Source organism: Streptomyces sp. NPDC002499, assembly GCF_053595415.1.
On sequence record NZ_JBSFXO010000011.1, the window covers coordinates 262,525 to 284,306 of the forward strand.

Below are 21,782 nucleotides of genomic sequence, written 5' to 3' on the forward strand. Positions count from 1 at the left end.
GCCTGCGTCTCAGGATCAATCACGGTCAATGCGAGTCACCCCAGCCACGGTCTTCTGACCGACCTCGACCGCCACCTCCACGCCCTCGGGCAGGTAGATGTCTACGCGCGAGCCGAAGCGGATCAGACCGATACGGTCGCCCTGCTCGACCTTCGTCCCCTGCGGGATGTAGGGCACGATGCGGCGGGCCACCGCGCCGGCGATCTGGATCATCTCGATGTCGCCGAGTTCGGTGTCGAAATGCCAGACTACGCGCTCGTTGTTCTCGCTCTCCTTGTTGAACGCCGGAACGAACCCGCCGGGGATGTGCTCGACCGACGTCACCTCGCCGGAGAGCGGCGCGCGGTTGACGTGGACGTTGAGCGGGCTCATGAAGATCGCGACGCGGGTGCGACCGTCCTTCCACGGCATGATGCTCTGCACCACACCGTCGGCGGGCGAGATGACCCGGCCCGGGCCGATCTCTCGCTCGGGGTCGCGGAAGAACCACAGCATGCCCGCCGCGAGCGCGGTGGCGGGCACGGCGACAGCCTTGGCGGCGCCGGACTTGCGCGCGCGTACCAGGCTGAGGGCTGCGGTGGCGACGGTCGGGAGAAGCCACGGCGATGCTCCGCGCGCGAGGCGTACGCCGGCCCGGCTGTCGCGTGGTGCAGAGGTTTGGCTGTGGGGCATGGATGACCTTCGTAGCGGATGATGCCGCGCTGTAACGGGGGACGGCGGCTTTCCCGGGATCGTACCGGTCGTCGGCCACAACTGGGTAAGCCAGGAAGCCGAGTCGGCGGCTGAAGGGCGCTGACGGGGTGTGATCTTCTTCTCCAAGAAAACACCCCGTATCCGGACATCTAGCCCTGGAATCGATACTCTTCGAGCAGCCTGCGACCGATGATCATTTTCTGGATCTCGGCGGTACCTTCACCGATCAGCAGCATCGGAGCCTCGCGGTAGAGGCGCTCGATCTCGTACTCCTTGGAGAAGCCGTAGCCGCCGTGGATCCGGAAGGAGTCCTCCACGACCTCCTTGCAGTACTCGGACGCGAGGTACTTCGCCATCCCAGCCTCAAGGTCGTTTCGCTCCCCCGAGTCCTTTTTGCGTGCCGCGTTGACCATCATCGCATGGGCGGCCTCGACCTTGGTAGCCATCTCGGCCAGCTTGAACTGGATGGCCTGGTGCTGGGCGATCGGCTTGCCGAAAGTGTGCCGTTGCTGGGCGTAGCGGACGCCCAGTTCAAAGGCACGCTGAGCGACCCCGCAACCACGCGCCGCCACGTTGACGCGGCCCACCTCGACGCCGTCCATCATTTGGTAAAAACCTCGGCCCGTGGTCCCGCCGAGCACGCGATCGGCGGGAACGCGCAGGCCATCCATGATCAACTCGGTGGTGTCGACGCCCTTGTAGCCCATCTTGTCGATCTTCCCGGGGATCGTGAGCCCGGGACGGACCTCACCGAAACCGGGCTCCTTCTCGACCAGGAAGGTCGTCATCGACTTGTGGGGCGCGGTGCCTTCGGGGTGTCCTTCGTCACTTCGGACGAGTACGGCGACCAGATTTGACGTGCCACCGTTGGTCAGCCACATCTTCTGACCGGTCAGGACGTAATCGTCCCCCTCCTTCACTGCCTTGGAGGTGATGGCGGAGACGTCCGAGCCGAGACCCGGCTCCGACATCGAGAAGGCGCCGCGGATGTCGCCGGCCGCCATGCGCGGCAGGAAGTGCTCCCGCTGCTCCTGGGTGCCGTGCTGCTTGAGCATGTAGGCCACGATGAAATGGGTGTTGATGATGCCGGACACCGACATCCAGCCGCGGGCGATCTCCTCGACGCACAGGGCGTAGGTGAGCAACGACTCGCCCAGACCCCCGTACTCCTCGGGGATCATCAGACCGAACAGGCCCAACTCCTTGAGCCCGTCGACGATCTGCTGCGGATACTCGTCGCGGTGCTCCAGCTCGGTCGCGACCGGGATGATCTCCTTGTCCACGAAGTCGCGGACGGTGGACAGGATCTCCTGCTGGACGTCGGTCAGACCCGCGGTCTGGGCGAGGCGCGCCATGGCTACTTCTCCTGCTGCTTCAGGTCGGGGCGGCCCGGCTGCTCGCCGCCGCGCTCCTTGATGTACGTCTCGGTCGGCACCATCACCTTGCGGCGGAACACGCAGACCAGCGTGCCGTCCTGCTTGTATCCCTTGGTCTCGACATGGACGATCCCGCGGTCGTTCTTCGACTTCGAGGGCGTCTTGTCGAGCACCGTCGTCTCGCCGTACAGCGTGTCGCCGTGGAAGGTCGGCGCCACGTGCTTGAGCGACTCGATCTCCAGGTTGGCGATCGCCTTGCCGGAGACGTCCGGCACGGACATGCCCAGCAACAGCGAGTAGATGTAGTTGCCGACCACCACGTTCTTGCCGAAGTCCGTCGTGTTCTCGGCGTAGTTGGCGTCCAGGTGGAGCGGGTGGTGGTTCATGGTGAGAAGACAGAACAGATGGTCGTCGTACTCCGTGACCGTCTTCCCGGGCCAGTGCTTGTAGACGGCCCCGACCTCGAACTCCTCGTAGGTGCGCCCGAACTGCATGCTCACGCCTCCGGAATCTCGAACTCGGTGGTGCGCTTCATGCCGGCCGCGCGCCCCTTGCCGGAGATGACCAGCGCCATCTTGCGACTGGCCTCGTCGATCATCTCGTCGCCGATCATCGCCGAGCCCTTCTTGCCGCCCGCCTCGGACGTGTAGTACTCGTACGCGTCCAGGATCAGCTCGGCGTGGTCGAAGTCCTCCTGGGAGGGCGAGAAGATCTCGTTGGACGCCTCGACCTGGCCCGGGTGCAGCACCCACTTGCCGTCGAAGCCGAGCGCGGCGGCGCGCCGCGCGACCTCGCGGTAGCCGTCCACGTTGCGGATCTGGAGGTAGGGGCCGTCGATCGCCTGGAGGTTGTTGGCGCGGGCGGCCATCAGGATCTTCATCAGGATGTAGTGGTAGGCGTCCGCCGGGTAGCCGGGCGGCTGTTCGCCCACGACGAGCGACTTCATGTTGATCGACGCCATGAAGTCGGCCGGGCCGAAGATGATCGTCTCGACACGTTGACTGGCTTGAGCGATCGCATTGACGTTGTTGAGGCCCTGCGCGTTCTCGATCTGCGCCTCGATACCGATCTTGCCGACCTCGAAGCCCATCGTCTTCTCGATCTGCGTCAGCAACAGGTCCAGCGCCACGACCTGCTGGGCGTCCTGGACCTTCGGCAGCATGATGCAGTCGAGGTTGGGACCCGCGCCCTCGACGACCGTGACGACATCGCGGTACGTCCACTCGGTCGTCCAGTCGTTGACGCGCACGACCCTCGTCTTGCCCGTCCAGTCGCCCTCGTTGAGGAACTTGACGATCGTGTGCCGTGCCTCCGGCTTGGCGAGCGGGGCGCACGCGTCCTCCAGGTCGAGGAAGACCTGGTCGGCGGGGAGGCCCTGCGCCTTCTCCAGGAAGCGCGGATTGCTCCCGGGGACCGCGAGGCAGGAGCGCCGCGGCCGGAGCCGGTTCACGGGGGCGGGCGTGGTCATGCGGGGACCTCCAGAGGGTCGAGCTTGTTCGCTTTCCGGATCTCGTCGACGATGCGGCCGATGATGCCGGTGATGTCGAAGTCCTTCGGTGTGAAGACCGCGGCCACTCCGGCGGCCCGCAGCTGCTCGGCGTCACCATTGGGGATGATGCCACCGGCGATCACGGGTATATCTGTGGCACCGGCCACACGGAGCCGCTCCAGCACGTCCGGGACCAGCTGCGCGTGCGAGCCGGACAGGATGGACAGACCGACCGCGTGCACGTCCTCGGCGACGGCCGCGTCCACGATCTGCTCGGGCGTCAGCCTGATGCCCTGGTAGACGACTTCGAAGCCGGCGTCACGCGCGCGTACGGCGATCTGCTCGGCGCCGTTGGAGTGCCCGTCCAGGCCCGGCTTGCCGACCAGGAAGCGCAGCTTGCCGACGCCGAGGTCCTTCGCCGTCAGGTCCACCTTGCGGCGCACCTCGCTCATCGCCGAGCCCTCCTCGGCCGGCACCGCCACCGGCGCCGACGAGACGCCCGTCGGCGCCCGGAACTCCCCGAACACCTCGCGCAGGGCCCCGGCCCACTCGCCGGTCGTGACACCCGCGCGGGCGCACTCCAGGGTGGCCTCCATGAGGTTGTCGGTGCCCTTGGCGGCCTCCTTCAGCCGCTCCAGCGCCTTGCACGGGCGCGGGTGGTTGAAGGGCGGCTGGTAGCGCGTGTCGCGCCAGTGCTGGAGCGAGGCGATGACCTGAGCCTCGACAGCCGGATCGACTGTCTGGATGGCTGTGTCGAGATCGGCCGTCAATGGATTGGGCTCGGTCGTCTCGTAGATGTTGACGCCCACGATCTTCTCTTGACCGGACTCGATACGAGCCCTGCGCTCGGCGTGCGAGGAGACGAGCTGCGACTTGAGGTAGCCCGACTCCACGGCGGCCATCGCGCCGCCCATCTCCTCGATCCGCGCCATCTCCGCGAGCGACTCCTCGACCAGCACCGCCACCTTCGCCTCGATGACGTGCGAGCCGTCGAAGATGTCCGCGTACTCCAGCAGGTCGCTCTCGTGGGCGAGCACCTGCTGGATGCGCAGCGACCACTGCTGGTCCCAGGGACGGGGCAGGCCCAACGCCTCGTTCCAGGCCGGGAGTTGCACGGCACGCGCGCGTGCGTCCTTGGACAGCGTCACGGCGAGCATCTCCAGCACGATCCGCTGGACGTTGTTCTCCGGCTGCGCCTCCGTCAGCCCCAGCGAGTTGACCTGGACGCCGTACCGGAAGCGCCGCTGCTTGGCGTTCTCGATGCCGTACCGCTCCCGCGTGACCTGGTCCCAGATCCGGCCGAACGCCCGCATCTTGCACATCTCCTCGATGAACCGCACACCGGCGTTCACGAAGAAGGAGATACGGGCGACCACGTCACCGAACTTCTCGGCGGGCACCTGGCCCGAGTCGCGCACGGCGTCGAGCACCGCGATCGCCGTGGACATCGCGTACGCGATCTCCTGCACCGGCGTGGCGCCCGCCTCCTGCAAGTGGTAGCTGCAGATGTTGATCGGGTTCCACTTCGGCAGGTGGGAGACCGTGTACGCGATCATGTCCGTCGTCAGCCGGAGCGAGGGCACCGGCGGGAACACGTGCGTGCCCCGCGACAGGTACTCCTTGACGATGTCGTTCTGGGTCGTGCCGGAGAGCTGGGTGATGTCCGCGCCCTGCTCCTCGGCGACGACCTGGTAGAGCGCCAGCAGCCACATGGCGGTGGCGTTGATCGTCATCGAGGTGTTCATCTGCTCCAGGGGGATGTCCTGGAACAGCCGGCGCATGTCACCGAGGTGCGCGATCGGCACGCCGACCCGGCCGACCTCGCCGCGAGCGAGGACGTGGTCGGAGTCGTAGCCGGTCTGCGTCGGCAGGTCGAACGCCACCGACAGACCGGTCTGGCCCTTGGCGAGGTTGCGCCGGTACAGCTCGTTGGACGCCTCGGCCGTGGAGTGACCGGCATACGTGCGCATGAGCCACGGCCGGTCCTTCTCCCGCATGCCGTCGGCATTCTGACGCTCAGTCATCTATGACCTCGGGTGTCTCAGACGTTGCGGAAGCGGTTGATGGCGTCGACGTGCTGGGCGCGCTTCTCGTGGTCGCGCACGCCCAGGCCCTCCTCGGGCGCCAGGCACAGCACTCCGACCTTGCCCTGGTGGAGGTTGCGGTGCACGTCGTAGGCGGCCTGTCCGGTGTCCTCCAGGGAGTACACGCGCGACAGGGTGGGGTGGATCTTGCCCTTCGCGATCAGCCGGTTGGCCTCCCAGGCCTCGCGGTAGTTGGCGAAGTGCGAGCCGATGATCCGCTTCAGGGACATCCACAGGTAGCGGTTGTCGTACTCGTGCATGTAGCCCGAGGTCGAGGCGCAGGTGGTGATGGTGCCGCCCTTGCGGGTCACGTACACGGAGGCGCCGAAGGTCTCGCGGCCGGGGTGCTCGAAGACGATGTCGATGTCTTCCCCGCCGGTGAGTTCACGGATGCGCTTGCCGAACCGCTTCCATTCCTTCGGGTCCTGGGTCCGCTCGTCCTTCCAGAACTTGTAGCCCTCCGCGTTGCGGTCGATGACCGCCTCGGCGCCCATCGCCCGGCAGATGTCGGCCTTCTCGGGGCTGGAGACGACACAGATCGGCGTGGCGCCGCCGGCGAGGGCGAACTGGGTGGCGTAGGAGCCGAGTCCGCCGCTGGCGCCCCAGATCAGGACGTTGTCGCCCTGCTTCATGCCGGCGCCGTTGCGGGACACCAGCTGGCGGTAGGCGGTGGAGTTGACCAGCCCCGGGGAGGCGGCCTCCTCCCAGCTGAGGTGGTCCGGCTTGGGCATCAGCTGGTTGGACTTGACCAGGGCGATCTCGGCGAGGCCGCCGAAGTTGGTCTCGAAGCCCCAGATCCGCTGCTCGGGGTCGAGCATCGTGTCGTTGTGCCCGTCGCTGGACTCCAGCTCGACGGAGAGGCAGTGCGCGACGACCTCGTCGCCCGGCTTCCAGGCGTTCACGCCGGGGCCGGTGCGCAGGACCACGCCCGCGAGGTCGGAGCCGATGATGTGGTACGGCAGGTCGTGCCGCTTGGTGAGCTCGCTGACCTTGCCGTAGCGCTCCAGGAAGCCGAAGGTCGACAGCGGCTCGAAGATCGAGGTCCACACGGAGTTGTAGTTGACCGAGGAGGCCATGACGGCCACCAGGGCCTCGCCCGGGCCCAGTTCGGGCAGGGGCACGTCGTCCAGGTGGAGCGACTTGCGCGGGTCCTTGTCGCGGGTCTGCATGCCCGCGAACATCTCCGTCTCGTCCTTGTGCACGGTGATCGCGCGGTACGAGTCGGGGAGCGGCAGGGCGGCGAAGTCGCCCTGCGTGGAGTCCGGCGACTGGATCGCGTCCAGGATGTCCTTCACGGTCACGGTGATGCCTCCGGCGAATGGCGTCTTGAGGGGGAGACGCTGAGGGTTACGTCGGTGCTGCTGAGGGCGCTTTGTGGCGCGGGAGGTTGCCTGTGACGCAGGCGTCCGGGCGGGCAGGTCGATGACTTGCTGGGACAGCCGGCGTACGTGAGGTCTCTGCACGCCGGCCGCCCGGACTCCTTCAACGTATGACACCGCGTGTCACCTCGCAAGGCACTGAGTGCCAGGAATTCCTCTCAGGTGAAATCTTTACGTAACAAATGAGCGATGATCGATCGAACGGGCTCTGAAATTCGCGCGAAAAGGTGCCCTGACATGCCAAAACGGCCACCCCGAGGGGTGGCCGTCATCACAGGGGAGCCGGCAGGAGAGCCGGCAGGAGAGCCGGCAGGGGCGAGGCCGCTCAGCGGTCCCTGAGTGCCTCTTCGATCGTCCGCATGACCTCGTCCAGCGGGGCGTCCGTGCGGGCGACGGTCACCAGGACCTCGCCCTGGGTGGAGACCGCCGCGAGCTTCGGCGGCTTCGGCGGGGCCGTGCGCCCGGCGCCGATCCCCGTCCCGAACGTCTTGCGCACGATCGCGAAGGCGTGGTCCAGCTGGGTTTCCACGTCTCCCTGGCCGCCGGCCCGCAGCCAGCGCCGCAGGACGTGGTTGTGGGCCGTGACCACGGCGGACGCGGCGACCTCGGCCAGCAGCGGGTCGTCGTTGGCGTCGTCGTCGTGCGCGTGCTCGTCGAAGTGGCCCAGCAGATAGCGGGTGAAGAGGCGCTCGTAGCGGGCCACCGACGCGATCTCCGCCTCGCGCAGGGTGGGCACCTCGCGCGTGAGCTTGTAGCGGGCGACCGAGATCTCCGGCCGGGCCGCGTACATCCGCATGACTTCCTTGATGCCCCGGCACACCGTGTCCAGCGGGTGCTCGTGCGCCGGTGCCGCGTTCAGCACGGCCTCCGCGCGGATCAACGTGTCGTCGTGGTCCGGGAAGATCGCCTCTTCCTTGGAACGGAAGTGACGGAAGAAGGTGCGGCGGGCCACGCCGGCCGCCGCCGCGATCTCGTCGACCGTGGTCGCCTCGTACCCCTTGGTGGAGAACAGCTCCATCGCCGCGGCCGCCAACTCGCGGCGCATCTTGAGCCGCTGGGCCGCCGCGCGACTGCCTGCGGCGCTCTCCGGCGCGTCGGGCGTAGCTGGTGTTCGTGAGGACTTGGCGGGCTGGGACATGCCCCGAACGTACTGCATGTGCGCAGCTTGGTGCGCACGTCGGGGGTTTCCCCGGACCGGAACGGGCGGGGGCACGGCGGGCCGGTGGAGCGGGTGCGGGCCGCCCGGATCGAGCAGCCCGCCCCAGTCCGCCTCCGTCGCGAACCAGTCGCCGGCGCCGTCAGCGCCGGGCATATTCGCGGAAGCCACGGCCCGTCTTGCGGCCGAGGCAGCCCGCGGCCACCAGATGCTCCAGGAGCGGGGCGGGAGCCAGGCCCGGATCGCGGAACTCGCGGTGCAGGACCTTCTCGATCGCCAAGGAGACGTCGAGCCCGACCACGTCGAGGAGTTCGAAAGGCCCCATCGGGTAGCCGCCGCCCAACTTCATCGCCGCGTCGATGTCGTCAAGAGTCGCGTAGTGCTCCTGCACCATCTTGATCGCGTTGTTGAGGTACGGGAAAAGCAAGGCGTTGACGATGAATCCGGCCCGGTCACCGCAGTCGACGGCGTGCTTCTTGATCTTGACGCAGACCTCGCGGACGGTTGCGTGGACGTCCTCGGCCGTCAACACCGTACGGACGACCTCGACCAGCTTCATCGCCGGTGCGGGGTTGAAGAAGTGCATGCCGATCACGTCCTGCGGGCGCGAGGTGGCGCGGGCGCAGGCGACGACGGGCAGCGACGAGGTCGTGGTGGCCAGCACCGCGCCCGGCTTGCAGACCTTGTCCAGGGTGGCGAACAGCTGCTGCTTGATCTCCAGGTCCTCGGCGACGGCCTCGACGGCCAGGTCGACATCGGCGAAGGAGTCGTAGGAGCCCGCCGCGGTGATCCGGTCCAGGGTCTCCGCGGCGGCCTCGGCGGTCAGCCGGCCCTTGTCGACGGAGCGCGAGAGCGACTTGCCGATCCGGGCCTTGGCGGTCTGCGCCTTCTCCTCGCTGCGGGCGGCGAGCACGACCTCGTACCCGGCCTTGGCGAAGACCTCGGCGATGCCCGACGCCATGGTCCCGGAGCCGGCGACGCCGACCGAGCGGACCGGGCGGCCGGGTGTGAGGGCGGAGCCGTCCAGCGGTGTCAGCGCGTCCCGCACGACGACGGCGCTGCCCGGGGCCTCGTAGGTGTAGAAGCCGCGCCCCGACTTGCGGCCGGTCAGGCCCGCCTCGCTGAGCTGCTTGAGGATCGGTGCGGGGGCGTGCAGCCGGTCGTGGGACGCGGCGTACATGGCCTCCAGGACCGTGCGGGCGGTGTCGACGCCGATCAGGTCGAGCAGCGCGAGCGGGCCCATGGGCAGTCCGCAGCCGAGCCGCATCGCCGCGTCGATGTCCTCACGGGAGGCGTACTTGGCCTCGTACATCGCGGCGGCCTGGTTGAGATAGCCGAACAGCAGCCCGTCCGCGACGAATCCGGGCCGGTCGCCGACCGCGACGGGCTCCTTGCCGAGGTCGAGGGCGAGATTGGTGACCGCGCTGACGGCCGTGGGCGCGGTCAGCACGGACGAGACGACCTCGACCAGCCGCATCGCGGGCGCCGGGTTGAAGAAGTGCAGGCCCAACACCCGCTCCGGCCTGGCCGAGTCGGCCGCGAGCCGGGTCACGGACAGGGCGTTGGTCCCGGTCGCCAGGATCGTCTCCGGCCGCACGATCCCGTCCAGCTCACGGAATATCTGCTGCTTGATCTCGTACGACTCCGGCGCCACCTCAATGACGAGGTCGGCGTCGGCCGCGGCCCGCAGGTCGGTGGAGGTGCGGACCCGGGCGAGCAGTTCGACGCGCTCGGGCTCGGTCAGCCGGCCCCGTGTCACGGCGCGGGCGGTGGCGGTCTCCAGGGCGGCGACGGCCTGTGCGGTCGCGGCCTCGCTGATGTCGATGCCGACGACCTCGCGGCCGGCCTTGGCGAGGACCTCGGTGATACCGGTGCCCATCGTGCCGAGGCCGACGACGGCGACGGTTTTGATCGGGGAGAGAGGGGAGTGGGACAGGGGAGTGGCCATCGCGGGACTCCAGGAATGAGGGGTGACGACTGGGAGCACGCCCGGGTGCGCCGAGAGAACCGGGCCGAAGCCGGACCGGTGGCGCACCGGGTGCGTGAGGAGTGCGGGTGTTACGGGCTACGAGCGCACACGCCCGGGGAAACGGTGAAGAGCGACCGGCCCTGTCCCAAGCCGGGTCCTACCTCGGTGCGTTGAGCACCGAACCGCTTGTTCTCACGGCGGCTGCGTCACCAGGCCACCGCAAGGAATGCCGCGAGTGGGTAACTCGCTCGTCTGAGCTTAACCCGTGAGTAACGAGCACGCCAGCCCCTGTCCGGTTCTCGTAGTTGTACGTCTTTGTGATGTAGGTCCCGAGAGATCGCGGGCGCCCCTACGCTCGGTGCCATGGACGAAGAGTTGCGATCGCTCACTGAGCGTTTACGGACGGAGGCGGGAGCGTCCGCCGTGTACGACCGGCTCGTGGTGGTCGAGGACCCCGACGCGCTGGCCGACGCGCTCACCGAGCCCGGACAGCCGCTTTGGGCCAGGGAGTTGACCGCGTTCAAGCTCGGACTCGCGGGCGACCGGCGGGCCTTCGAGTCCCTCGTCCTGTTCCTGAACCACCGCGACCCGCAACGCTGCGCCTCCGCCGCGTACGCCCTGGCCCGCCTCGGCGACCCGCGCACCGCCCGCGCGGCAGCCGCCCTCGCCACCAACGAACTGCGCGTCGCCTACGCCCTGCACCCCATCCGCCTGCTGACCGAACTGCGCGCCCCCGAGTCCGTGCCGGCACTCATCACCACACTGGAGCGGCGGCTGCGCCCGCACGACCCGTACCGGCGCGTGGCCCTCGCCTGCGTGGAGGGACTCGGCAGCCTGGCGGACGGCCGCGCCCGGCCCGTACTCACCGAGGCGCTCGCCCACCCTGCCCTCGCGGAGGCGGCGGTGGGGGCGCTGGGGCGGATTCCGCGGCAGCGCTGACGTTGGTCGCAGTGGTCGCAGTGGTCGGCGTGTTCGGCGTGTGAGCTTCCTAGAGCGTGAGGTCCCTGGCGTACCGGACCTCGGGCACCTCGACCCCGTCCACCTCGAAGGGCTCCTCGGTGCCGTCGGCCCGGAATCCGGCACGCTCGTAGAAGCGCCGGGCGGGCCCGTTCCCTTCGAGGACCCAGAGGTACATGCGCGTGAGGTCGACGGCCACGCACCGCCGTACCGACTCCTCGAGCAGCGCGCGTCCGGCACCCGTGCCCTGGCGGTCCGGGTCCACGTAGATCGCGTACAACTCCACACCCCCGGCGGGCACTTCACCGTCCCGGTAGGGCCCGTGGCAGGCCCAGCCGACGACTTCGCCGTCCCGCTCGGCCACGACGTTCACCACGCTGCCGTCGCCCTGGAGCAGGCGCGCGCGTCGGCGGTCCGCGTCCTTGTGCACACTCATCGCGTCGAGGTACGGCTGGGGGATCAGCCCGCGGTACGCGCTGCGCCAGCCGCGGACGCGGATCTCGGCGACCGGGTCGCAGTCGGCGAGCGTCATGTCCCGGACCTGAAGACCGGTCGAAGGCGCGCTCACTCGGCCACGACCGCGAACGCCTCGACCTCCATCAGGAACTCCGGCCGCACCAGCGCCGCGACCTGGACCGCCGAGGCGGCCGGGAGGCGGTCGTCGGGTATGTGGCCGACGCGGGCCGCACGGATCGCCGGCAGGTGGGCCATGTCCGTGACGAAGTAGGTGAGTTTGACGACGTCGTCGAAGGTCGCGCCGGCCGCGGTCAGACAGCGGCGGAGGTTCTCGAAGACCTGACGCGCCTGGGCTTCCGCGTCACCGTCGCCGACGAGCTTGCCGTCCTCGTCGAGGGCGAGCTGACCGGAGATCGCGACGAAGCGGCCGGTGCCGATGACGACGTGGCTGTACTGGGCGGCGGGGAAAACCCCGTCGGGGGCGGGAATCCTGGTCGTCTCACTCATGCGTCCATCGTGGACCATGGGTCTGACAACCTGGATCTCCGCCCCCGACGGGGTCTCATGCGCGGATGCCCGGGTGGGTGCTCAGCCGCGGAAGCCGACCAGACCGTGCAGGGTCGAACCGCGGGTGGACTTCGCCGCCGCGGCGGAGCTAAGCGGCGCGGGGTCCGGCAGTTTCTGGCACACCGCGTCGACCTCGCCGTGACCGCGTGGCACCTTGCCGGTGCTCAGGTAGTCCGCCAGGTACTTGTCCAGGCAGGCGTTCCCGCTCAGCGTGATGCCGTGGTTCCCGCCGCCCTGCTCGACCACGAAACTGGAGCCGGCGAGCAGCCGGTGGACCGTCGCGCCGCCCTCGTACGGGGTGGCCGCGTCGTTGGTCGCCTGGAACAGCAGCACCGGCGGCAGCTTGCCGTTGGCGATGTTGATCGGGCGCTTGGTGTCCGTCGGCCAGAACGCGCACGGCGCGTTGTACCAGGCGTTGTTCCAGGCCATGAAGGGCGCCTTGTCGTACACCGCCCAGTTGTCCTTGCGCCACTGGTTCCAGTCGCGCGGCCAGGACGCGTCACGGCACTGCACCGCGGTGTAGACGCTGTAGCCGTTGTCCCCGGAGGCGTCGATGGCGGCGAAGTTCTCGTACGCCTCCACCAGCGGATCGGCGTTCTTGTCGTTCACGTAGGCGGCGAACGCCTCGGCCAGGTAGGGCCAGTAGCCGTTGTAGTAGCCGCCCGGGATGAAGGTGTCCTCGAACTCCGAGGCGCCCACCTTGCCGCCCGCCGGCTTCTTGGCCAGCGCCTTGCGCGCCGCGTACCACTTGGCCTCGATCTTCTCCGGATCGGTGCCGAGCTTGTACGTCGAGTCGTACTTCGCGATCCACGCCATCAGGGCGCGCTGGCGGTCGTTGAAGGCGTAGTCCTGCCCGATGTTGTCGTCGTACCAGACGCCCGTGGGGTCGACGATCGAGTCCAGGACCAGGCGCCGTACGCGCTCGGGGAAGAGCTTCGCGTAGACCGCGCCCAGGTAGGTGCCGTACGAGTAACCGAAGTAGTTGATCTTCTTGGCGCCGAGTGCGGCCCGGATCGAGTCCATGTCCCGCACGGCGCTGATCGTGTCGATGTACGGCAGCAGGCTCGCGTACTTCTTGCCGCAGGCGTCCGCGAAGGACTTGGCGCGCTTGAGGTTGGCCTTCTCGATCGCCGGTGTGCTCGGCACCGAGTCCGGGCGCACCGGGTTGAAGTAGCCCGGCTTGCAGTCGAGGGCCGGTTGGCTCGCGCCGACCCCGCGAGGGTCGAAGCCGATGACGTCGTACTGGGACGCCACCGCCTTGGGCAGCGAGGACGCGACGAAGCCGGCGAGCGAGAGGCCGCTGCCGCCGGGACCGCCGGGGTTGACCAGCAGGGGACCCTGGCTCTTGCTCGCGGTGTGCGGCACGCGCGAGAGGGCGAGGGTGATCTGCCGCCCGTGCGGCTTCGCGTGATCGAGGGGCACTTTGAGGGACGCGCACTGGAGCGTCGGATAGTCGGTGGTGCCGCATTTCTTCCAGGTGAGCTTCGCGACGGGAGCGGCCGCCGCGCTGCTCGGGGCGCTCGCGTCGGCGGGCACGGCCGTGAAGGTTCCGGCCACCACGACGGCGACGCCGCACAGCACTGCTGCGCGTTTTCTCATGGAGTCCTCCCAGGACGGAGGGTTTCGGACCGCGGGGCTCGTGGTCCTCGCCGCATCGTCCCGGAAAGGGGCACCGGAAGAACGCGTTCTGCCGATACTTGACCCGATCGGAGCGAGGGATGCGCTCGAACGCTCTCAGATCAGCGAGAGTTGGGTCGGTTCGGACACCGCCTCCTCGGCCGGCTCCGGGGGCGTGATCCGCCGGGGCATCCCCGCGCGCGTGGGGCCGATCCCGTACTCCTGGGCCAGCTCGTGCACCTGACGGGTGATCCGGCGCTGGTACCACTTCGGGGCGTACGCGCCGTCCGCGTACAGCCGCTCGTAGCGGCGCACCAGATACGGGTGGTGCCGGCCGAGCCAGGCCATGAACCACTCGCGGGCGCCGGGCCGTAGATGCAGCACCAACGGCGTGACGGAGCCGGCCCCGGAGGCGGCGATCGCGCGCACGGTGGCGCGCAGTTGGGCCGGGTCGTCGCTCAGGAACGGGAGCACCGGGGCCATCAGGACCCCGCAGTCGATGCCGTGCTCGGCGAGGGCGCGTACGACGTCCAGGCGGCGCTCCGGGGCGGGCGTGCCCGGCTCCACGGTGCGCCACAGCTCGGGGTCGGTGAAGCCGACCGAGACGGAGATGCCCACGTCGGTCACCTCGGCGGCCTGCCGCAGCAGATCGAGGTCGCGCAGGATCAGCGTGCCCTTCGTCAGGATCGAGAAGGGGTTGGCGTGGTCGCGCAGCGCGGAGATGATCCCCGGCATCAGGCCGTAGCGGCCCTCGGCGCGCTGGTAGCAGTCGACGTTGGTGCCCATCGCTATGTGCTCGCCCTGCCAGCGCCGTGAGCCGAGCTGGCGGCGCAGCAGCTCCGGGGCGTTCGTCTTGACGACGATCTGGGAGTCGAAGTCGATCCCCGTGTCCAGGTCCAGATAGCTGTGCGTCTTGCGGGCGAAGCAGTACACGCACGCGTGCGAGCAGCCGCGATAGGGGTTCACCGTCCATTCGAACGGCATTCGGGAGGCCCCCGGCACCCGGTTGATGATCGAGCGGGCGCGCACCTCGTGGAAGGTGATCCCGCGGAACTCGGGGGTGTCGAAGGTGCGGGTGATCACGGCGTCCGCGCCGAACAGCGCGGCGTCGTTCGGCCGGCTGTGGCCGCCGGACTCGACGGTGAGGTTCTCCCAGCGCATGACGCCTCCTTCGGTAGGCCTGCCCCCAGAGTGAAACACTTGTTCGAATTACTGTGCAAGTGTCATTCCCGATCGCCTCGAAGGCCCCGGGCCCCCGATTTGGGCGGCCGTGCGCGGGGGTGGTTGGCTGGCCCCGACACCGAGAACCCAGGTCCTGGAGGAAATCGATGGCGCAGGTCGAGGCCACTACGGAGCGCATCGTCGCGGCGGACGCGGAGACGGTGTTCGACGCGCTCGCCGACTACAGCGGCACGCGCGCGAAGGTGCTGCCCGAGCAGTTCAGCGAGTACGAGGTACGTGAGGGCGGCGACGGCGAGGGCACCCTCGTCCACTGGAAGCTCCAGGCGACCAGCAAGCGCGTCCGGGACTGCCTCCTGGAGGTGAGCGAGCCCACCGACGGCGAACTCGTCGAGAAGGACCGCAACTCCTCGATGGTCACCACCTGGCGGGTCACCCCGGCCGGCGAGGGCAAGTCCCGGGTCGTCGTGAGCACCGTCTGGAACGGCGCCGGCGGCATCGGCGGCTTCTTCGAGAAGACGTTCGCACCCAAGGGCCTCGGCCGGATCTACGACGCGATCCTGGACAAGCTGGCCGTCGAGGTCGAGAAGTAGGCCCTGTATCGGGCAAGTCCCCGGCGTTCCGGGGGCGTTGACGACCCTCACCGGTTCGAGTGGATCTCCACCCGTCGAGCCGTTCTGCCGTAACTCGTCGTGCTTGCTCGCAGTTGTCGCCTTAAGCGGGAATTGTGCGGCAGTGCGACGAGGGGAGCGGTAGGTGGGCGGGACGACTCTGGTGCGGGACGAACCGGTCGTGGCGGCTGTGGAGAGCCGCCTCCCCGCGGCCGCCGGTGGCGCCGAACTGAGCCCGCGCCGGGTCCGGTTGGTCTTCCTCGGGCTGATGCTCGCGCTGCTCCTCGCGGCCCTCGAGCAGATGATCGTCGCCACCGCGCTCCCGAAGATCGTCGGTGAGCTGCACGGCCTGGACAAGATGTCCTGGGCGATCACCGCCTATCTGCTCACCTCCACCATCGGACTGCCGATCTACGGCAAGCTCGGCGACCTGCTCGGCCGCAAGGGCGTCTTCCAGTTCGCCATCGTCGTCTTCGTCATCGGCTCCGCGCTCGCCGGCCGGGCGCAGACCATGGACCAGCTCATCGCCTTCCGCGCGGTCCAGGGCGTCGGCGCAGGCGGCCTCATGATCGGTGTCCAGGCGATCATCGCGGACATCGTGCCGCCCCGGCAGCGCGGCCGCTTCATGGGCCTGATCGGCGCCGCCTTCGGCCTCGCCTCGGTCGCCGGACCGCTGCTCGGCGGCTACTTCACCGACCACCTCGCCTGGCGCTGGTGCTTCTACTTCAACGTGCCCTTCGGCCTCCTCACCCTGGCCGTCGTCACCGTCGTCCTCAAGCTCCCGAAGCCGAAGACCAAGCCGCGCCTCGACATCCTCGGCGCGCTCCTGCTCGCCGCGGCCTCCACCTGCCTTGTCCTGCTGACCAGTTGGGGCGGCACCGAGTACGCCTGGGACTCGCGGGTCATCCTCGGGCTCGCCGCGGGTGCCGTGGCCGCCGCCGTGCTCTTCCTGGTCGCCGAGCACTTCGCGGCCGAACCCCTCATCCCGCTGCGGCTGTTCAGGGACTCCGTCTTCAACGTCACCGGTCTGGTGGGCCTGGTGATCGGCGTCGCGCTGTTCGGCGCGGCCAGCTATCTGCCGACCTTCCTGCAGATGGTCGACGGGGCCACCGCCACCGAGTCGGGCCTGCTGATGCTGCCCATGATGGGCGGCATCGTCGGCGCCTCGATCATCGCCGGACAGCTCATCACCCACACCGGGCACTACCGGATCTACCCCGTCCTCGGCAGCGCCCTGTCCGCCGTCGGCATGTGGCTGCTGTCGCGCCTCGAAGTCGACACGTCCCGGCTGCAGTACAGCCTCTGGATGGCCGTTCTCGGCGCGGGCATCGGCATGGTGATGCCGGTGCTCGTGCTGGCCGTGCAGAACTCCGTGCGCCCCGCCGACCTCGGCACCGCCACCAGCGCCAACAACTACTTCCGGCAGATCGGCGGCAACGTCGGCGCCGCGATCTTCGGCACGCTCTTCGCCGACCGGCTCGCCGACTCCCTCGCCGAGCGGCTCTCCACGCGCGCGGGATCCCAGCTGCCCGACCCGGAGTCCCTCACCCCGCAGCTCGTCCACGCGCTGCCCCCGGCCCTGCGCGACGACTACATCGCGGCCTACGCCGACGCGATGCCCCGGATCTTCCTCTACCTCGTGCCGGTGCTCGTCCTCGGCCTGCTCATCGCCTTCTTTCTCAAGGAGAAACCGCTGGTGTCCCACAACGCCGCCGAAACCGAGACCGCGCCGGTGAACGCCCCGATCCCGCAGGCCCGTTCGTCCTACGCGGCCGGAATCCCGGTCTGCGGCACGGTGCAGCACCCGGACGGGACCGTCGTACCGCGGGCCGCGCTCACGCTCATCGACGTGACCGGGCAGCAGATCGGGCGGGGCGCGAGCGGCGAGGACGGGCGGTACGCGCTGTCCACGCCCGGGTCGGGGGCGTACGTCCTGATCGCCGCGGCCGGCGGCCATCAGCCGCAGGCGGTCTCCGTCACCGTCGGCGAGCGTCCCGTCGAACTCGACGTCGTCCTCGGCGGCGCCGGACGCCTCGCGGGCAGCGTGGTCACCGCCGACGGAACACCCGTGCGCGAGGCGGCCGTCACCCTCACCAACGTGCACGGCGAGGTCGTGGCGAGCACCCGCAGCGGGCGCGAGGGCGGCTACGTCATCACCGAGTTGGTGGCCGGCGAGTACACCCTCGCCGCCAGCGCCCCCGCGTTCCGCCCGGCCGCCCTGCCGGTCAGCGTCCAGTCCTCCCGGGAGACCCGCCAGGACATCGAACTCGCCGGTGGTGCCGTGCTGCGCGGCACGGTGCGGGCCAGCGGCGGACGGCCCGTCGAGGACGCGCGCGTGACGCTGCTCGACGCGGCCGGCAACGTCGTGGACACGCTCACCACGGGACCCGACGGAACGTTCCGGTTCGTCGACCTGTCCTCCGGCGAGTACACCGTGATCGCCGCCGGCTACCCGCCGGTCGCCACCGTGCTCCAGGTCGCCGGCGGCGGCCGCACCGAGCGGGACCTGCAACTGGGACACGAGGACTGAGGCCCACGGATCCAGGGGGCGACCGAACCGGCCGGACGGGCGCGGGGGTTGAGCGCCCCCGGCGCGTCCGTCCGGCGTGCGGCCCCGAAACGGTGCGCCCGCGTGCCACCAATTCCCCCGTTGCCGCACATCACCACCTGAGGGCGCCGTACGGTGGTGACGGCGGACAGATCTTGCGGAGCCGTGGGGAAAGAGGGCCTGGGTCATGGACCGTGGCACCGAGAGGGAAGCACCTCCCAGCCGCGGAGCCGGGGGCGGAGCGGTGGAGGACACCGCGGTCGGCCGTGTGCCGCTGGCCGTGGTCGTGGTCGACCGCGACGGCCTCGTGTCCCACTGGAGCACTGGCGCACGCCGTCTCTTCGGCGTCCCCAAGGAGGACGCGATCGGACATCCGGCGGTCGATCTGCTGCCCGTCTCCGGCGCGCTGCCCGAGGAGCAGGACGTCACGCCGTACGGGACGTACGCCGACTACGACGGACTCGGCCCCGGCCTGGAGTCCTCCCTCGACGGCGGGCTCTCCTATCCGGCCGCGGGCCGCGCCCGGCTCACCGTCCCCGAGCGGGACCGCGTCGATGTCCTGTGGTGGGCCTACCCGTTGGTGGGCCCGGGCAAGGAGCGGCTGCTCGTGCTCGGCGCGGACACCGGCGGACTGCGGCCCGACGACCCCGAGCACGACATGGCGTACGAGCGGATCGCGCCCGGCTTCGCCCTGCACACCGACTTCCCCGGCGCCCAGGAGCTGGCCGGCCGGCTGCCCGAGATCCTGCCCAGCATGAGCGTCGACGAAAGCGCCCGCATCGTCGCGCAGATCCTCGAACTGGGTTATCCCGTACTGGAGTTCAGCCAGAACGACCGGGTGCCCGTCACCCCCGACTGGGGCGTGCCCCGGCGCGCGGAGCGCAGGGCCCGGCGGGAACTGGCGGCCCGGGCGGTGGCCGAGGGGCTGCCCACGCCGCAGGAGGCCGCCGACGAGGCCGAGGACCTGGAGTACGCGGCCGTCCGCGAACACCTGGAGTTCCTGAACGAGGTCAGCGGCCGCATCGGCACCTCCCTCGACCTGACCCGCACGATCGTCGAGGTCAGCAGAGCCGTCGTGCCGCGCTTCACGGACGTGGCCGGCACCTATCTGCGCGAACAGGTCGTCGCGGGCGAGGGGTTCCCCGACGGCGTGCCCGACACGACCACCATGTGGCACCGGGTCGCCCTCGAACACACCGACGAACCGGGCCGCTGGGACGACGTCGTGCCGGTCGGCGAGGCCATGCCGTTCCCGGCGCACACGCCGTTCTTCCAGTGCATGACCAGCGGCGAGCCCGTCCTGGTGCCGCGGATCAGCGAGGAGATGGGCCACGCCATCGCCTCGCAGTTCGAGAAGCGGGACATCCGGCCGCTGATCACCAACCGCTCGATGCTGGTCGTACCGCTCAAAGCCCGCAACGTGGTGCTCGGGTTCATGATCCTGCTGCGCCACCCGGAGCGGCCCGTCTTCAACGACATGGACCGGGTCACCGGCGCCGAACTCGCCGCCCGCGCGGGCCTCGTGCTCGACAACGCGCGCATGTACACCTACCAGGAGAACGTCGCCGAGACGCTCCAGGACAGCATGCTGCCGGTCATCCCCGCGCGCATGGCGGGCTGCGACATCGCCACCCGCTACCTGCCCGGCACGCTCCTGGGACGGGTCGGCGGCGACTGGTTCGACTCCGTCAAGCTGCCCGGCGCCCGTACCGCCCTGGTGGTCGGTGACGTCATGGGGCACGGCCTCAACTCGGCCGCGATGATGGGCCAGTTGCGGACGGCCGTGGAGACCATGGCCGCCCTGGACCTGCCGCCCGCCCAGCTGCTGCGCAACCTGGACGACCTCGCCCAGCGCCTCGGCGACACCTACCTCGCGACCTGTCTGTACGCCGTCTACGACCCGATCGCGAGCGAACTGCACATCGCCAACGCCGGTCACATCCCACCCGTCCTGGTCCGTGCCGAGGACGGCCGCAGCGAGCTGCTCGACCTGCCGACCGGAGCGCCGATCGGCGTGGGCGGAGTGCCGTTCGAGGCGGTACGCGTGCGCGTGGAGCCCGGCGACCGGCTCGTGATGTGCACCGACGGTCTCGTGGAGGTGCGCGGGGAGGACATCGGCGTGGGTCTCGCGGCGCTCTCCGAGTCCGCCGCCCACCCGGCCGCCTCCATGGACGAGGCCTGCGACACGATCATCCGCGCGCTGAACGTCACGGGCGGCCGCAAGGACGACGTGGCCCTGCTGATGGCCCGCCTCAACGGCGTGGAGCCCGAGGACGTCGCCGAGTGGCGGCTCGCCCTCGACCCCGTCGAGGTCGGCCGCGCCCGAACCGCCGTGCGGGAACAGCTCCATGACTGGGGGCTCGCCAAACTCGCCGACAACGCCGCGCTGATGGTCAGCGAGCTGGTCACCAACGCCGTACGGCACTCCCACGGCCGCCCGGTCGCCCTGCGCCTGGTGCGCGGCGACACCCTGCTGTGCGAGGTCGAGGACGACGACCACGAACTGCCCAACCTGCTCAGCGCCGGCGGGACCGACGAGTTCGGGCGCGGCCTGCGCGTCGTCAGCACCCTCGCGCGCGAGTGGGGCACCAGCCGGACGCAGCGCGGCAAGACGGTCTGGTTCGAACTGACGCTGCCGCGCCGCTGATCGGCGTCTGGGGCGCGAGAGGCGCACAGGGGGAGTGCGTCCGTCGAATGCGGAGTGAAGGTATGCGCCGCGCGCTTGTAGCCATGACCAGGGCGCGATAGACCGTACTCGCCCGTCACTTGCGGCGGACGGCCTTCACATCCTGGGGAGTTGGGCATGAGTGTGACGAGTCGCTACCGGGAGGCCTGGGAGGGCTTCTGGCGCGAGGCTCCGGAGGAACAGGGGGCGGTGTTCTGGGACGCGGCACCGCCCCTGACCGCCGGACTCCACCTGGCGCTCTTCGAACCGTACGTGACCGACCCGGGCCTGGTCATGGTCGACCTGGGCTGCGGCAACGGCACCCAGACCCGGTTCCTCGCCGACCGTTTCCCGCGCGTCGTCGGCGCCGACCTGTCGGAGGCGGCCGTCGAGCACGCCCGGCGCGCCGACCCCGCGGGACAGGCGACGTACCGCGTGCTCGACGCCATGGAGAAGGACGAGACCGAGACGCTGCACGCCGAACTCGGCGACACCAACGTCTACATGCGCGGTGTCCTCCACCAGGCCGACCCGGAGGACCGCCAGGCTCTGGTGGACGGGATCGCCACGCTGGTCGGCGAGCGCGGCCGGGTCTTCCTCGTCGAACTCTCCGAGCGGGCCAAGCCCGTGCTGCTGGGCCTGGCGCAGAGCCCCGAGGGGCCGCCGCCCAAGCTCGCGCCGATCTTCCGGCACGGCATCGCGCCCGGCGAGGTGTCCGACGAGGCCGTGCCCGCGTACGTGCGCTCGGCCGGCCTCACCATCATCGCGAGCGGCGAACTCCCGCTCACCACCACCGAGTTCACATCCGAGGGCAGGCGGATCGAGCTGCCCTCGAAGTGGCTGGTCGCCGGTCGCGCGGACTGAGCGACCGACTGCGTGAGGGGACGGCTTCCGTGAGGTGAGGGTGGGGCGCGGGGGGAACTCCGGCGTCCGGCGGTTCGTTTGCTACGAACAGGATTCGAAACCTCGGCCAAGGCCGGGTCATCGGGTCCCCAAGGTTCGTACAGCTGTCGAGTTCGCCGCGTCCCCACTCCCC

General features: G+C 69.7%; 17 protein-coding genes. 5 read left to right on the top strand and 12 right to left on the bottom strand.

The genetic code is table 11. The features are described from left to right. Positions 1 to 15 precede the first annotated feature (15 nt). The 8 genes from ACWD5F_RS30800 to ACWD5F_RS30835 all read right to left on the bottom strand — a co-directional run bounded on the left by ACWD5F_RS30800 (position 16) and on the right by ACWD5F_RS30835 (position 10,125). A complete protein-coding gene (locus tag ACWD5F_RS30800; protein ID WP_124002280.1) occupies positions 16 to 672 on the bottom strand; it encodes a phosphatidylserine decarboxylase in 657 nt (218 codons plus the stop codon). A gap of 170 nt (positions 673 to 842) precedes the next feature. Beyond that, positions 843 to 2,048 (bottom strand): acyl-CoA dehydrogenase family protein, encoded by a 1,206-nt coding sequence (locus ACWD5F_RS30805; RefSeq protein WP_401718422.1) that lies wholly within the window; start codon positions 2,046 to 2,048, stop codon positions 843 to 845. Between the two features lie 2 nt (positions 2,049 to 2,050). Then, positions 2,051 to 2,563, bottom strand: a complete 513-nt coding sequence (locus ACWD5F_RS30810) for a MaoC family dehydratase (RefSeq protein WP_401718550.1) — start codon at positions 2,561 to 2,563, stop codon at positions 2,051 to 2,053. A gap of 2 nt (positions 2,564 to 2,565) precedes the next feature. Next, entirely contained in the window at positions 2,566 to 3,537 is a 972-nt protein-coding gene (locus ACWD5F_RS30815; RefSeq protein ID WP_401718425.1) for an HpcH/HpaI aldolase/citrate lyase family protein, read from the bottom strand. Continuing rightward, the gene (locus ACWD5F_RS30820) at positions 3,534 to 5,582 is read right to left on the bottom strand and encodes a protein meaA (protein ID WP_401718428.1); all 2,049 of its coding nucleotides are present in this window, start codon (positions 5,580 to 5,582) and stop codon (positions 3,534 to 3,536) included. Before ACWD5F_RS30820 ends, ACWD5F_RS30815 begins: the two co-directional genes overlap by 4 nt. 17 nt (positions 5,583 to 5,599) lie before the next feature. After that, entirely contained in the window at positions 5,600 to 6,943 is a 1,344-nt protein-coding gene (gene ccrA / locus ACWD5F_RS30825; protein WP_451259308.1) for a crotonyl-CoA carboxylase/reductase, read from the bottom strand. Positions 6,944 to 7,346: 403 nt separating this feature from the next. Next, positions 7,347 to 8,159, bottom strand: coding sequence for a TetR family transcriptional regulator (locus tag ACWD5F_RS30830; protein ID WP_451259310.1), 813 nt, complete (start codon positions 8,157 to 8,159; stop codon positions 7,347 to 7,349). Positions 8,160 to 8,319: 160 nt separating this feature from the next. Next, positions 8,320 to 10,125, bottom strand: a complete 1,806-nt coding sequence (locus tag ACWD5F_RS30835; protein WP_451259312.1) for a 3-hydroxyacyl-CoA dehydrogenase family protein — start codon at positions 10,123 to 10,125, stop codon at positions 8,320 to 8,322. A gap of 384 nt (positions 10,126 to 10,509) precedes the next feature. Here ACWD5F_RS30835 and ACWD5F_RS30840 point away from each other — a divergent pair, with 384 nt between their 5' ends. Next, positions 10,510 to 11,085 carry an adenylosuccinate lyase gene (locus ACWD5F_RS30840; RefSeq protein ID WP_401718438.1) on the top strand — a complete coding sequence of 192 codons (576 nt, stop codon included), beginning with the start codon at positions 10,510 to 10,512 and terminating at the stop codon, positions 11,083 to 11,085. 49 nt (positions 11,086 to 11,134) lie between these two features. Here ACWD5F_RS30840 and ACWD5F_RS30845 read toward each other — a convergent pair whose 3' ends face one another. From ACWD5F_RS30845 to ACWD5F_RS30860, 4 genes are all read right to left on the bottom strand, one after another. Beyond that, entirely contained in the window at positions 11,135 to 11,635 is a 501-nt protein-coding gene (locus tag ACWD5F_RS30845) for an N-acetyltransferase family protein (RefSeq protein ID WP_451259314.1), read from the bottom strand. A gap of 32 nt (positions 11,636 to 11,667) precedes the next feature. After that, complete coding sequence (locus ACWD5F_RS30850; protein ID WP_451259316.1) at positions 11,668 to 12,066, bottom strand: RidA family protein; 399 nt, start codon at positions 12,064 to 12,066, stop codon at positions 11,668 to 11,670. A gap of 81 nt (positions 12,067 to 12,147) precedes the next feature. Next, positions 12,148 to 13,725 (bottom strand): alpha/beta hydrolase, encoded by a 1,578-nt coding sequence (locus ACWD5F_RS30855; protein ID WP_451259318.1) that lies wholly within the window; start codon positions 13,723 to 13,725, stop codon positions 12,148 to 12,150. A 135-nt stretch (positions 13,726 to 13,860) separates the two neighbouring features. Further along, positions 13,861 to 14,904 (bottom strand): Rv2578c family radical SAM protein, encoded by a 1,044-nt coding sequence (locus ACWD5F_RS30860; protein ID WP_451259320.1) that lies wholly within the window; start codon positions 14,902 to 14,904, stop codon positions 13,861 to 13,863. A gap of 167 nt (positions 14,905 to 15,071) precedes the next feature. Here ACWD5F_RS30860 and ACWD5F_RS30865 point away from each other — a divergent pair, with 167 nt between their 5' ends. The 4 genes from ACWD5F_RS30865 (at position 15,072) to ACWD5F_RS30880 (ending at position 21,610) form a co-directional block, all read left to right on the top strand. After that, positions 15,072 to 15,515, top strand: coding sequence for an SRPBCC family protein (locus ACWD5F_RS30865; RefSeq protein ID WP_401718449.1), 444 nt, complete (start codon positions 15,072 to 15,074; stop codon positions 15,513 to 15,515). A 163-nt stretch (positions 15,516 to 15,678) separates the two neighbouring features. Further along, on the top strand, positions 15,679 to 18,063 hold the full coding sequence (locus tag ACWD5F_RS30870; protein ID WP_451259322.1) for an MFS transporter: 2,385 nt from the start codon (positions 15,679 to 15,681) through the stop codon (positions 18,061 to 18,063). A 205-nt stretch (positions 18,064 to 18,268) separates the two neighbouring features. Further along, positions 18,269 to 20,728 (top strand): SpoIIE family protein phosphatase, encoded by a 2,460-nt coding sequence (locus ACWD5F_RS30875; RefSeq protein ID WP_451259324.1) that lies wholly within the window; start codon positions 18,269 to 18,271, stop codon positions 20,726 to 20,728. Positions 20,729 to 20,884: 156 nt separating this feature from the next. Next, the gene (locus ACWD5F_RS30880) at positions 20,885 to 21,610 is read left to right on the top strand and encodes a class I SAM-dependent methyltransferase (RefSeq protein WP_401718457.1); all 726 of its coding nucleotides are present in this window, start codon (positions 20,885 to 20,887) and stop codon (positions 21,608 to 21,610) included. The last annotated feature ends 172 nt before the right edge of the window (positions 21,611 to 21,782 follow it).